Origin of the sequence: Microbispora hainanensis, assembly GCF_006874475.1 — a bacterium.
In the GTDB taxonomy this organism is placed as follows: domain Bacteria; phylum Actinomycetota; class Actinomycetes; order Streptosporangiales; family Streptosporangiaceae; genus Microbispora; species Microbispora hainanensis.
This window is the reverse complement of the sequence record NZ_VIRM01000002.1, coordinates 78,084-91,167: the sequence shown is the minus strand read 5'-3', so window position 1 is coordinate 91,167 and position 13,084 is coordinate 78,084. Positions and strand designations below refer to the sequence as shown.

9 protein-coding genes are annotated in these 13,084 nt (G+C 73.4%); 2 read left to right on the top strand and 7 right to left on the bottom strand.

The features are described from left to right. Positions 1 to 26 precede the first annotated feature (26 nt). A complete protein-coding gene (locus FLX08_RS01980) occupies positions 27 to 1,628 on the bottom strand; it encodes a glycosyltransferase family 2 protein (protein ID WP_167530243.1) in 1,602 nt (533 codons plus the stop codon). Beyond that, a complete protein-coding gene (locus tag FLX08_RS01975; protein WP_142616442.1) occupies positions 1,625 to 3,559 on the bottom strand; it encodes a glycosyltransferase family 2 protein in 1,935 nt (644 codons plus the stop codon). The genes FLX08_RS01980 and FLX08_RS01975 overlap by 4 nt, the downstream gene beginning before the upstream one ends. A gap of 220 nt (positions 3,560 to 3,779) precedes the next feature. Here FLX08_RS01975 and FLX08_RS01970 point away from each other — a divergent pair, with 220 nt between their 5' ends. After that, positions 3,780 to 4,520, top strand: coding sequence for a polysaccharide deacetylase family protein (locus FLX08_RS01970; RefSeq protein WP_142616441.1), 741 nt, complete (start codon positions 3,780 to 3,782; stop codon positions 4,518 to 4,520). On the opposite strand, the gene FLX08_RS01965 is transcribed toward FLX08_RS01970, so the two are convergent. From FLX08_RS01965 to FLX08_RS01950, 4 genes are all read right to left on the bottom strand, one after another. After that, positions 4,459 to 5,679, bottom strand: coding sequence for an acyltransferase family protein (locus FLX08_RS01965; protein WP_244312205.1), 1,221 nt, complete (start codon positions 5,677 to 5,679; stop codon positions 4,459 to 4,461). The genes FLX08_RS01970 and FLX08_RS01965 overlap by 62 nt on opposite strands. Before the next feature lie 74 nt (positions 5,680 to 5,753). Beyond that, positions 5,754 to 7,301, bottom strand: a complete 1,548-nt coding sequence (gene guaA / locus FLX08_RS01960; RefSeq protein ID WP_142616440.1) for a glutamine-hydrolyzing GMP synthase — start codon at positions 7,299 to 7,301, stop codon at positions 5,754 to 5,756. A 256-nt stretch (positions 7,302 to 7,557) separates the two neighbouring features. Further along, positions 7,558 to 8,469 (bottom strand): class I SAM-dependent methyltransferase, encoded by a 912-nt coding sequence (locus FLX08_RS01955; protein ID WP_142616439.1) that lies wholly within the window; start codon positions 8,467 to 8,469, stop codon positions 7,558 to 7,560. Positions 8,470 to 8,517: 48 nt separating this feature from the next. Beyond that, positions 8,518 to 9,234 (bottom strand): TetR/AcrR family transcriptional regulator, encoded by a 717-nt coding sequence (locus FLX08_RS01950; protein ID WP_142616438.1) that lies wholly within the window; start codon positions 9,232 to 9,234, stop codon positions 8,518 to 8,520. A gap of 104 nt (positions 9,235 to 9,338) precedes the next feature. On the opposite strand from FLX08_RS01950, the gene FLX08_RS01945 reads away from it, so the two are divergent. Next, a complete protein-coding gene (locus FLX08_RS01945) occupies positions 9,339 to 11,387 on the top strand; it encodes a HelD family protein (RefSeq protein WP_142616437.1) in 2,049 nt (682 codons plus the stop codon). Here the strand turns inward: FLX08_RS01945 and FLX08_RS01940 are convergent. Then, on the bottom strand, positions 11,384 to 13,081 hold the full coding sequence (locus FLX08_RS01940) for a GMC oxidoreductase (protein WP_142616436.1): 1,698 nt from the start codon (positions 13,079 to 13,081) through the stop codon (positions 11,384 to 11,386). The genes FLX08_RS01945 and FLX08_RS01940 overlap by 4 nt on opposite strands. Between the last annotated feature and the right edge of the window lie 3 nt (positions 13,082 to 13,084).

Here is a 13,084-nt window from a genome sequence, read left to right as displayed (position 1 = left end):
GTCGGCGAAGCGGGAGACACAGCGGCTCAGGCGGGGCTCACGAGCGCGCGCAGGCGCCTGCGGAGCAGCCGGGCGGTGCGGCGCAGCGGCCGGGCGCCGGACCGGCCCTGGGGACGGGAACGCCGGGGCGCCCTCACGGCGCCGGCGTCGCCGGTGACGTCCGACGGGGCGGTGCCGGGGACCCGCGGGGCGGTGGTCGCGGCGAGCCCGGCGGGCAGGAACCCCCATTTGTCGCCGGCGTCCCACACCGTGCCGTACATCTCGTGGACCAGGTCGCCGAGGTCGTCCCCCGGCCCGGCGCAGTGGCGAGCGCGGCTCATCGCGGCGGTGCGCTCCAGCCGGGCGTGCACGACGCGGCCGTCCTCGCGCTCGTCCAGCGCGAGCGAGACGATCCCGAGCCGCTGCCGGTCGGCGTGCTTGACCACCGCCCCGATGGTGCCGCGCGAGGGCACCCAGCCGGGCGGGCAGTGGAAGCGGAACGGCACGGGGAAGCAGTCGTCCGGCACGGCCTCGCGGAACCGCACGCGCGGCTCGCCCTGATAACAGGCGAGCACCAGGCGCAGGTCGAGCGAGGGGTCGCCGAGCGGGTCGCGCCGCCCTCCGCCGAGCCGTCCCCAGGGCCCGACGACCGTCACCCGCACGTCGGGCAGCCGCCCGGCGAGCACGGCGTCGACGGTCGCCCTGACCTCCTCGAACGACGCGTCCCCCACCTCGACCACGACGTCGACGTACGGCACGAGGTAGGTGCGGTGAGGGTGCCTGCGCAGCCAGCGGAAGGTGGGGACGCGCTCGGCGAGGTGGGGCCAGTTGTGCCGCTTCACCTCGGGCTCGCGGCGCATCACCGTGGACCGGCCGAGGTGCCAGCACCGGCTGTCGCGGTCGGGCACGAACACGGCTCCCGCCTGGGCCAGCCGATAGCCGAGCTCGGTGTCCTCGCCGAGGACGAGCGAGGCGTCGAGTCCTCCGGCGGCGCGCAGCAGGCGGGCGGGCAGCGACGCGGTGGCCCCCACCATGACGGAGAACGCGCTGAACCCGGCGGCCCGCAGGTCGTCCGTCTGGTCCCAACGCCGCTCGGTCCACTGCGGCGTGGCGTCCTCCTCGGAGAAGAGCTTGGGCACCGCGCCCGCCTCGATGGCCGCGAGCACCTCGCTCGCCGGGATTTCGTCGAGACCGGGCACGAACCGCAGGTGCCCGAGCACGACCAGATAGTCGGCCAGGTGATGCCAGCGCATCTGGGCCTCGACGTGCTCGGGGAACAGCACGAGGTCGGCGTCGAGGTAGAGGATCACCTCGCCCTCGGCCGCCTCGGCCCCCGCCGCGCAGGCGCTCGCTCTCCCCCACGCCCCGCCGCGCGGGCGGACCACCCGCAGCCGCTCCGGCAGCGGCCCGGCCGACGACTCGGCCGGCGGCTCCATGGGCCGCTCGCCGTCGTCCACCACCACGACCTCCATGAGGTGGGCCGGGTAGGTCTGCCGGGCCAGACCGGCCAGTGTCAGCGGCAGCGTGCGCTCCGCGCGATAGGCGGGGATCACCACGCTCACCGTGAGCGTGGGCGTCCAGTCCCCCAGCGCGGGTGGTTCTCCGAGCACCCCGTAGTCGTTGAGCGGGATGCGCGCAGCCCCCGTCACGTCGTCACCTCCGCCCGCCATCGGGCACCGTCCTCCATCAGTTCGTTGAAGACCAGCCCACGCCACTGCTCCTGGAAGGAAGCGAGGAACGACTGCACGGGCTGGCGCCAGGTGTGGCCGTACGCGCTGCGGCGGCGCAGCACATAACCGAGGCCGTGGGTGCGGTAGATCCGGCCGCCGGCGGCCTCGACCGCCTGCAGGAGCTGGCCGTCCACCGTCCTCGCCAGGGGCCGGAAGCCGCCGGCCGCCTCGAACGCCGCCCGGGTGACCAGCATCGTGCCCCCGGCCACCAGCGGCACGAACCGCTCGGTGCCGATACACCGCCTGATCGTCACGTCGAGCGGCTCCAGGTAGACGAACTCCGCGGCCGAGCCGACGAGGTCGGCGCCGCTGTAGCGCCTGGCGAGCAGGAGGTCGGCGAGGTGGTCGGGGCCATACCAGTCGTCGTCGTCCACCTTGGCGAGGCACGACCCGGAGGCGACGGCCGCCATCCGGTTCAGCACCTCCCCGAACGGCGTCGTGGTGTGGGCCTCGATCACGGTGAGCGGCAGCCGCGTGCGGGGGATCGCGGCCTCCCGTGCCGTGAAGCCGTGGAGCCCCACGATCAGTTCGGCGCTCACGCCGCGCTGACGCTCCATCTGCTCGACCGCGAACGGCACCATCTCGGGGCGCCGCGTGCACAGCAGGATCGAGACCTTCGGGTCCGGTGGCACCGGCAGGCCGGCGGCCAGGGCCAGACCCCGCCAGCGGGCGGCGGCCCCGTGCTCGCGCAGCGCGGCCCGGCGCAGCCGGATGCTCAGCTCCTCGCGGCGCAGGTCGGACGCGAGCGCCTCGCCGGTCACGGCGGCGAGCGCGGTGGCCAGGGCGCGGCCCAGCGCCCGGTCGCGGGCGGGATCGGGCGCGGCGAGCACCGGAATCCCGGCGGCCGAGAGGGCGGCGACGACGCGGGCGACCTCATTCGCCCGTCCCTCCGTCACCTGTGCGCCGGGCACCTCGATGCCGCGTACGTCCCGCAGGCGGGCGATGTCCACGTCCGTGACCCGCCCATTGGCCGGGAGCCGTACGAGCCTGTCGTCGCCGAGGGTGACGACGAACCCCTCCCGGCGCGCGGCGAGCACCGCGATGCCCTGCGCGGGATTCCGGCGGAATCCGATGGGGTTGACCACGGCCTCGTCCAGCGGCGGCAGCAGGCCACCGGCCGCCGAACCGGTGCTCCCGGCGAGTACAGAGCCGTTCGCCTGACGCAGCGGCAGGTCGCAGCCGGGGGCGTCGCGACGGTCCGGCACCGGCCCGCCGGGCGGCGACAGCGTGACGTTGGGATCGCCGGGCCGCCAGTCGGCTGTGGCGCCGCCTTCCAGCCCCGCCACGGGAGTGGCCGCCGCGCATCCGCCGAACAGGCCGCTCGCGACGTGGGCCACGACGTCACCGGCCGGCACCGGCTCGGTGAAGGCGGCGTCGAGGTGCCAGCCGCGGCCCCGGCGGGTCACCCGCATCTCGGTCAGGTGCCGCCAGCAGGCGCCCGGCGCGGTGACGGGCAGCGGCTGGGCCGCCCAGGACGGCACGTCGGCGACGGCGATCCGCACCCGCGTCGCCCTGGGCAGCAGGCCGCCCAGCGGCACCGCCCTGCGCAGGTCGGCCGGGGAGCGCGCGGCGAGCAGGACGCATCCGATCGCGCCGGTTCCGCCCGGCGCCGCGTCCCCTGCCGTGTCCCCTGCCGTGTCCCCTGCCGTGTCCCGTGCCGGGTCCTGTGTCCCGTCCGGCGCCGTGTCCGCGTCGCTCGCCGGAACGGCGGGCGTGCCGGGGACGGGGACGTCCTCAAGCGGGATCCAGGGACCGGCGAAGCCCTCGACGAGGCGGCCGAGCAGCGCGGGACAGGACTCGAACCCGATCCACGTCCCCCACGCCGACCGGGTGGTGGCGGTTCGTGTCACCCGCCCCTCCTCACGCTGCCCGGTTCCTCTTCCGACCGGCCCAGCATCGCGAAACCCGCTCGTGAGGGGGCAGGCTTAGTCCCTTCCTTGGCCGAAGGTTTAATCGCTCCCGTCCCAGGTGGACGAAGGTTTCCGGCCCGTACGAAATCGGACTGAAGAGGAGGAAGCAACCCGAAGCACGTTACGATGCCGCGTTATAGATCCCCCCGAGGAGTACCCCATGGCTGTACGTCGTCTGATCCCTCTGGCCGTCGCGTGCGCTCTCGCGGCGGCCGTCACCGCGACTCCTGCGCAGGCTCGTGCGACCGACGAGCCGTACTGTGCGACCCACAAATGCATCGCCCTGACCTTTGACGACGGTCCGGGGCCATACCTGCAGACGCTGCTGAAGACCCTCTCCGAATACAAGGCGAAGGCGACGTTCTTCGTCATCGGCTCAGAGGTGAAGAAGCACCCGAAGCTCACCCAGTTGATCACCAAGTCGGGCCACGAGATCGGCAACCACTCGTGGGACGGCACCTATCTGACCACGCTCAAGTACGCCGACATCAACAAGAAGATCGGCGACGCCCAGCGGCTGATCAAGAAGACGACGGGCAAGGCGCCGAAGCTCTTCCGCGCGCCCGGCGGGCTGCGCAACGGCGGCGTGGAGGAGGTCACCGCCAAGCTCGGGCTCATCCAGGTGCCCGGCACGACCGCCACGAAGGACTACATCAAGGACTACCGGCACGTGGACTTCCTCACGAACCGGGCCCTGGATGTGGCCGGAGAGGGCGAGGTCGTGCTGATGCACGAGACGGTCAAGCAGACCGTGGAGTCGATGCCCGAGGTGCTCGAACTGCTGACCGCGGAGGGCTACAGCTTCGTCACGGTGTCCACCCTGCTCGAAGGCCAGGAGCTCACCCCGGGACAGGTATATCCCGAGCAGTCGTCGGGCGTGCAGACGACAGACGTCCACTGATCCGGCGGCCCAGCGCCTGGGCCGGCGCCTCCACGAAGCGATAGGTGAGCCAGCTCAGCGTGAGCAGCGCGACGAGATAGCCGAGCGCGACGGCCGCCTGGCCGATCGGCGTGAGCGACCGCAGGTCGCCCGCGAGCGCGTTCAGATATCTGAGCAGCGGGTGGTGCACGAGATAGACCGAGTAGCTGATCAGGCCGAGCCAGGTCAGCACCCCGGGGCCGCGCCGCCCGCGCAGCGCCATGCCCAGCGCGAACGTCCCTCCGGCGAGGACCATCGTGGTGATCCACACGTCGGGCTGCACCCACCACCAGCCCGCCTGGATCGCCCACACGGGCGCGGCGGCCACCAGGGCCGCCGCGACCACGACCGGGCCGAGTCCGGCCGAGCCCTTCTCCCAGCGATACACGGCCGTCCCCGTGAACATCACCGCGAGGATGGCCGCGCCGAACCACGGCACGAAGCTGCCGAACACGAGCAGCACGAGCGCCATCAGACCCAGCGCGTACGCCGCGACCGTGCGGAACCGGCCGGTGATCAGGCAGGCCAGTCCCGCGAGGAACAGCACGCAGGCGGCGATGGCGGGCCACGGCCCCGGCAGCAGCGGCGCCGACAGCACCAGCCCGGCGGCGACCGCCACGACGCCGAAGGCGATCGCCAGCGCCCCGCTGCGCCGGTGCACCCCGCCCACGAACAGCGCGGTCACCAGCAGGTAGAACACCATCTCGTACGACAGCGTCCACATCGGGTCGGCGAGGGCGCCGGTGTGGACGACGTCGAGCAGCATGCTCACGTGCGCGGCCACGGCCGACGGATGCCGGGGCACCTCCTGGCGCACCGGCACCCAGAAGGCCATGACGAGCACCGCCGCGATCACCAGCAGATAGAGCGGATACAGCCGGAACACCCGGCTGACCCAGAACGCCGCGACGTCACCCCGCTTCTCCAGGGACGCGGGGATGATGTATCCGCTGACGAGGAAGAAGACCAGCACGCCGTACATGCCGAGGTTGAACCAGTAGGGGCGCAACGACGGCATGAACCAGGGCAGCGCGTGCTCGGCGACCACGGCCATCGCGCCGATCCCCCGCAGGGCGTCGAGCCAGGCGAGTCTCGCGGCCTTCGCGCCGGAGCGAGCGGTGACGGGCTGAGCGGCAATCACCGCGTTACCCTATCCAGCCTCGCCGGGATCATTCCGGTTGATCCCGGCTCACATCCCCGCGCGGTGATTCGGGGTCACTCCCACTCGATGGTGCCCGGCGGCTTGCTCGTCACGTCGAGCACGACCCGGTTGACCTCGCGGACCTCGTTGGTGATGCGGGTGGAGATGCGCGACAGCACGTCGTACGGCACCCGCGCCCAGTCGGCGGTCATGGCGTCCTCGGAGGTCACCGGCCGCAGGACGACCGGGTGGCCGTAGGTGCGGCCGTCGCCCTGCACGCCCACCGAGCGGACGTCGGCGAGCAGCACGACCGGGCACTGCCAGATGTCGCGGTCGAGTCCGGCGCGGGTCAGCTCCTCGCGGGCGATGGCGTCGGCCTCGCGCAGCAGGTCGAGACGCTCGCGGGTGACCTCGCCGATGATCCGGATGCCGAGGCCGGGCCCGGGGAACGGCTGGCGCCAGACCATCGCCGGGGGCAGGCCCAGCTGCTCGCCGGCCCGCCGCACCTCGTCCTTGAACAGCGTGCGCAGCGGCTCGACCAGTTCGAACTTGAGGTCGTCGGGCAGCCCGCCCACGTTGTGGTGCGACTTGATGTTCGCGGTGCCGGTGCCGCCGCCCGACTCGACCACGTCCGGGTAGAGCGTGCCCTGCACGAGGAAGTCCACCGGCCCGTCGGCGAGGATCGCGCGCTGCTCGTCCTCGAAGACGCGGATGAACTCCCGGCCGATGATTTTCCGCTTCTCCTCCGGGTCGGTGACGCCCGACAGCGCCTTAAGGAAGCGCTCGGAGGCGTCCACGACGCGCAGCTTGACGCCGGTCACCTCGACGAAGTCGCGCTCGACCTGCTCGGCCTCGCCCTTGCGCAGCAGCCCGTGGTCGACGAAGACGCAGGTCAGCCGGTCGCCGATGGCCCGCTGCACGATCGCGGCGGCGACGGCGGAGTCGACGCCGCCCGACAGCGCGCAGATCGCCCGGCCGTCGCCCACCTGGGCGCGCACGGCCTCCACGGCGTCTTCGACGATGTTGAGCATGGTCCACGAGGGACGGCAGCCGGCCGCCTCCAGGAAGTGCTTGAGCACCTGCTGCCCGTGCTCGGAGTGGAGCACCTCGGGGTGGAACTGCACGCCGTAGAGGCCGCGCGAGGGGTCCTCCATCGCGGCGACCGGGGTGGCGTCGGTCGCGGCGGTGACGGCGAACCCGGCGGGTGCGCCGACCACAGAGTCGCCGTGCGACATCCAGACGGTCTGCGCGGCGGGCAGACCGGCGAACAGCAGGCCCTCCTGGAGGACCTTGAGCGCGGTGCCGCCGAACTCGGCGGAGTCGGTCCTGGCGACCTCGCCTCCGAGCGCCCGGGCCATCGCCTGGAAGCCGTAGCAGATGCCGAAGGTCGGCACCCCGGTCTCGAACAGGCCGTCGGGGACCGGCGGGGCGCCCTCGGCGTACACCGAGGAGGGGCCGCCGGACAGGATGATCGCCTTGGGCTTCCTGGCCAGCATCTCCGACACCGGCATCGACGACGGGACGATCTCGGAGTAGACGTGACACTCACGCACCCGTCGCGCGATCAGCTGCGCGTATTGCGCGCCGAAGTCCACGACGAGAACCGTGTCGAACTCAGACACTGGAAAGGACCCCCATGAAGGCAGCGAGGCGGTGACGCCAGTCTATCGGCGCGGTGATGGTGCCCGCCCGGACGTGCCGCCGTCGCCGGCACCCCGGCCTTGGCCTGCGGCGAAGCCGCCCGGGCCCGGCCCCGTCGGGCCTTTCGTCGGCTCAGCGCGGCGGGCCGGCGAACGGTTGCCCGCGAACCGATCCCGTCGGGCCTTTGGGCGGCTGCGCGCGGCGGGCCGGCGTACGGTGGGCCGCGAACCGCTCTCGTCAGGCCCTTCGACGGGCGTGGGTGATCACCGAGATCCCGCTGCCGGCCAGGGCGTCCGTTCGCTCCCGTCGCTCCCGTCGCTGCCGTCGCTCCCGGAGAGCGGCACCGGCGGCGTGGCACTCCGCCACCTGCTCGGGCACCTGCTCGGGCACCTGCTCGAGCAGGTGCCCGAAGCCGTGCTCCTCCAGCAGGTCCGCCGCCTCCCGGGGGCTCAGGAACGTCAGCCAGGGCTCACCGCCCTGCGCCACCAGCGGCATCAGGGTCTCGGCGTACGCACGGGCACGCGGGCCGCGCAGGGCCTCGGGCAGCAGGTGGTCCATGATCACCTCGCTGCCGGGGGCGAGGCGGCCGAGCCCGGCCAGCGTGCGCGCGACGGCCTCGCGGGTGAGATAGACGGTCACGCCGAGCCAGCTCGCGAACGCCGGGCGCGCGAGGTCGAACCCGTGCGCGACGAGCCGGTCGACGGGGCACTCCCCGGCTTCCAGGTCCGCGGGGACGTACGTGAGGAGGGGCGGTGCGGGAATGCCCGCGCGCGCCAGCGCCTCCCGCTTCCAGCTCTGGGTGTCCGGGTGGTCGACCTCGAAGACCTTTAGGGAGCCAGAGGCTGATCTGCAGGCGTAGGTGTCCAGCCCCGCGCCGAGGATCACGTACTGGCGGACGCCCCGCCGTACGGCGGCGGCCAGGCGGTCCTCGGTGTAGCGGCTCCGGGTGACGACGGCCGCGCGCAGCGCGGCGAGGACGGGGTGGTCCGCCGCCTCGCGGTGCAGGCGCACGTAGTGCTCGGCGCACTCCCCCAGCAGGGGGTACGCGAGCGGGTCGCGGAAGACCACCGGCCCCCCGTCGACGATCAGGTGGGCGGCGCGCGCCGCCGCCGTGTGGAGGGCGGTCCTGCTCGGCCCCTCGGTCTGCACGCGTCGAGCGTAGACCGCCTCAACGACCTCGGCGATGGGTGAGACGGGTCACAGGCCGTGCGCCCGCGCGCCGTGCCGCAGCAGTTCGAAGGCGGTTCCCGCGGCGGCGACGGCCTCGCCGTACACCTCGTCGGCCGTCCGGCCGGACGCCAGCGCCGCGTAGTTGTCCCTGGCGAGGATCTGCCGGACGGCGATGTACTGCGCGGCCACCAGGCGCGACGTCAGCAGCGGCACGGGACGCGCGCCCAAGAGCGGCGCGGGACCGGCGTTGCTCCCGGGATCGCGGGACGCCGCCTCGCCCAGCGCCTCGCCCGCCGCCTCGCTCGGCGACTCGCTCATCGCCTCGGCCAGCGCCTCCGCGTCCGCAGCGGCGTACTCGGCCACGCGGGACGCCAGGCCGGGGGTGTCGAAGACGAGGCGGTGGTAGGCCATCACCGCCGGGTGATCGCACAGGCCGGTGGTCGGCTCGCGGGCGTCCAGCCCGGCCATGAAGGCGTCGTGCAGCGCGTCGAGCGGGGTCCGCCCGGCCGGGCGGGCGCGCACCACGGCCGCCGCCTCTCCCCTGTGGTCGGCGATCCGGTCCAGGACCAGATCCTCCTTGCTCGGGAAATAGCGGAACAGCGTGGGCTTGGAGACCTCGGCCGCGGCCGCGATCTCGGCCACGCCCACCTGGTCGAAGCCGTGTTCCAGGAACATGGCGATCGCGACCTCGGAGATGGCCCGGCGGGTCCGTTCCTTCTTCCGCGTCCGCAGCCCCTCGACCATGCCGCACAGGCTAGCAGCCGTCCCGAGAAATCTTTAACTCGGTTGCATTTTTAACCGAGTTGCTGTTCCATGCCGGTACGGCGACCGGGGGAAGGAGACGGCGGATGACCCCGCTGGAGGAGGAGCAGGCGTACGTCGAACGCTGCAGGGAGGGCCTGCGCCGCATGCTGGACGGCGCCCGGCACAACGTGGTCATCGGAGAGACCGTGGCGGGCGACCGCTACAGCGCCGAGCGGCTGGGCCGCCACCTGAAGAGCCTGGCGAAGGAGCTCGGCGAGGACGAGGGAGGGCCGCCGTTCTTCGGGCGCCTCGACTTCGGCCCTGAGGTGAGCGAGCACGCCGGGCAGCGCTACCACATCGGCCGCCGCCACGTCTCCGCCACCGGCGGCGGCCGGCCCCTGGTGATCGACTGGAGGGCGCCGGTCTCGCGGGCGTTCTACCAGGCGTCGGCCCGGGATCCCCGGGGCGTGGCCGTACGCCGGCGCTTCGGCTGGGCCGGGGGCGAACTGACCGGCTTCGAGGACGAGCACCTCGATCGCGGACCGGGCCTCACGCAGGACCCCGGCGGCGTGGGCCGCATCCTGACAGCCGAAATCGAACGCCCGAGGGTCGGGCCGATGCGCGACATCGTCGCCACCATCCAGCCGGAGCAGGACGACCTGGTCCGCTCCGGCCTGGAGGAGTCCCTGTGCGTCCAGGGCGGGCCGGGCACCGGCAAGACCGCCGTCGGCCTGCACCGCGCCGCCTACCTGCTCTACGCCCACCGCAAGCGGCTGTCGCGCGGCGGCGTGCTCGTGCTCGGCCCCAACCGGGCCTTCCTCGGCTACATCTCCGCAGTGCTGCCGGCCCTGGGCGAGGTCGACGTCGAGCAGACCACGCTCGACGCGCTCCTCGCCCGGGTCCCGGTCAGGGCCACCGACGGCGCGGAGGCCGCCGTGGTCAAACACGACGTGCGCATGGCCGAGGTGCTGCGCAGGGCGCTTCACCGGCACATAGGCGAGCCCCGGGAGCCGCTCGCCGTGGCCGACGGCTCCTCGTGCTGGCGGCTCTCGCGGGACGAGCTGCACCACGTGGTCGAGGAGACCCGGCGCGAGGCGATGCCGTACGGCGTGGGCCGCGAGCGCGTCATCGCCCGCGTGGCGTCACTCGTGCGCAACCGGGCGGAGGCGCGCGGCCGGACGATCGACACGGCGTGGACGCGCATGACCACCCGGGCCGTCACCGCCGCCGTGGACGCCTTCTGGCCGGCCGTACGCCCCGAGGAGGTGCTGTGCGAGGTGCTCGGCGACCGCACGGAGGCCGCCGAGGGCGTGCTCACGACCGCCGAGCGGACGGCCATCACCTGGGGGCGGCCGCCGCGCACCTATCGGAGCGCCGCCTGGACGGCCGCCGACCTGATCCTGCTCGACGAGCTCGCCGGCCTGATCGAGCGCCCGCGGGGATATGGCCACGTGATCGTCGACGAGGCGCAGGACCTGTCGCCGATGCAGTGCAGGGCCGTCGCCCGGCGCAGCGCGCACGGCTCGCTCACCGTGCTCGGCGACCTGGCGCAGGGCACGACCCCGTGGGCCGCCCGCGACTGGGGCGCGCAGATGGCGCACCTGGGCAAGCCGGACGCCGCGATCATGTCGCTCACCGTCGGCTTCCGCACGCCCGCCGCCGTCGTGGAGCTCGCCAACCGCCTGCTCGCGGAGCTCGCGGTCGACGTGCCGCCCTCCCGGTCCTTCCGGCGGGACGGACGGCTGCGCGTGCTGCGCGGGGACGACACCGAGGTCGTGACGGCGGTGTCCGAGGCGCTCGGCCACGAGGGCTCGATCGCCGTCATCGCCGCCGACGCCTCGGCCGCCCGGTTGCGCGCCGCGCTCACGGGCGCGGGCCTGACCGTCGCCGAGGGCCCTGCGCCCGACCCGTCCGTACGCGTCTGCGTGGTGCCCGCCACCCTCTGCAAGGGCCTGGAGTATGACCACGTCGTGCTGGCCGAGCCCGCCGAGATCGTCGCGGCCGAGGACCGCGGGCTGGGCCGGCTCTACGTGGCGCTCACCCGGGCGGTGTCCCGTCTCGACGTGGTGCACGCCCGTCCGCTGCCCGTCCCCCTCAGCCCCGTCCCCCTCAGCAGGGAGACCGTCACCCGGGACGCCGTCTCACGGGCCTAACCTGCGCGCCCCTCCGCGTCCCCGTGGGTGATCTCCACGATCGGCAGGCGCAGCGCGCCCGGCGCCGACGCGGGGACTACCGGCCGCACCGGCGTGACCGGCCGGAGCCTCACGTACGCGGAGCCGAGGGCGGGGCGCGGGTCCGGCTCGCCCTTGTTGGGCCACAGGGCCATCGCGCGCTCGGCCTGGGCGGTGATCGTGAGCGAGGGGTTCACCCCGAGGTTGGCCGACACGGCCGAGCCGTCCACGATGTGCAGGCCCTCATAGCCGTACACGCGGTGGTAGGGGTCGATCACCCCGGTCTCCGGCGAGTCGCCGATCGCGCAGCCGCCGAGGAAGTGCGCGGTCGCCGGGATGTCGAACAGGTCGAGCCAGGAGCCGCCGGGCAGGCCGCCGATCTCCTCGGCCGCCATGCGGACGGCCTCGTGCCCGGCCGGGATCCAGGTGGGGTTCGGCTCGCCGTGGCCCGGGCCCGTCCGCAGCTTCCCGCCCTTGAGCGAGAGCGTGATCGAGTTGTCCCTGGCCTGCATGACGAGGGCGATGACGGCGCGCTCCGACCACCTGCGGTGGTTGAACAGCCGGGGCAGCAGGTGGGGCCGCCGCAGGGCCGCGCCGAGGAACTTCAGCCAGCGCGGCGCCCGCCCGCCCCCGTCGACGAGCAGCGTGCGCAGCAGTGCCATGGCGTTGGAGCCGTCGCCATAGCGGACCGGCTCGATGTGCGTCTCGGCGTCCGGGTGGATCGAGGAGGTGATCGCCACGCCCCGGTTGAGTTTGACGCCCTTGCCGGTGAGGCGCTCGAAGCCGAGCAGGGCCTCGGAGTTCGTCCTGGTCAGCGCGCCGAGCCGGGGCGAGATCCGGGGCAGCGTCGTCGCCCTCAGCCGGTGGAGCAGGTGCTGCGTGCCGTACGTGCCCGCGGCGAAGACGACCTGGCGCGCGGTCATCGTGCGGGCCGGGCCGAAGGGCCCCGTGCGCCTCACCGTGATCTCGTAGCCGCCCTCGACCGGCCGCACGCCGGTGACGGTGGTCTCCGGGTGGACCTTCGCCCCGGCCTTCTCCGCGAGGTAGAGGTAGTTCTTGATCAGCATGTTCTTGGCGCCGTGGCGGCAGCCCGTCATGCACTCGCCGCACTCCGTGCAGCCGCGGCGGCGCGGCCCGAGGCCGCCGAAGTAGGGGTCGTCGACCTCCACCCCGGGCTCGCCGAAGAACACCCCGACAGGGGCGAGACGGAAGGTGTGGCCGACGCCCATCCGCTCGGCGACCTTCTTCATCACCTCGTCGGCCGCGGTCACCGTCGGGTTGTCCACGACCCCCAGCATCCGCCTGGCCTGGTCGTAATAAGGCGCGAGTTCGGTCTTCCAGTCGGTGATGTGCGCCCACTGGGGATCGCGGAAGAACGGGTCGAGCGGCTCATAGAGGGTGTTGGCGTAGACGAGCGAGCCGCCGCCCACCCCCGCGCCGGCCAGCACCATGACGCCGTTGGAGCCGCGCAGGACGTGGATGCGCTGGATGCCCTTCAGGCCGAGCGCGGGTGCGAACAGGAAGTCCCTGGCCCGCCAGGAGGTCTTCGGCAGGGTCTTCTCGTCGAACCGGCGGCCGGCTTCGAGGACGCCGACCGCGTAGCCCTTCTCGGTGAGCCGCAGCGCGGCCACACTCCCGCCGAACCCCGACCCGATCACCGCGACGTCGTAGTCCAACGC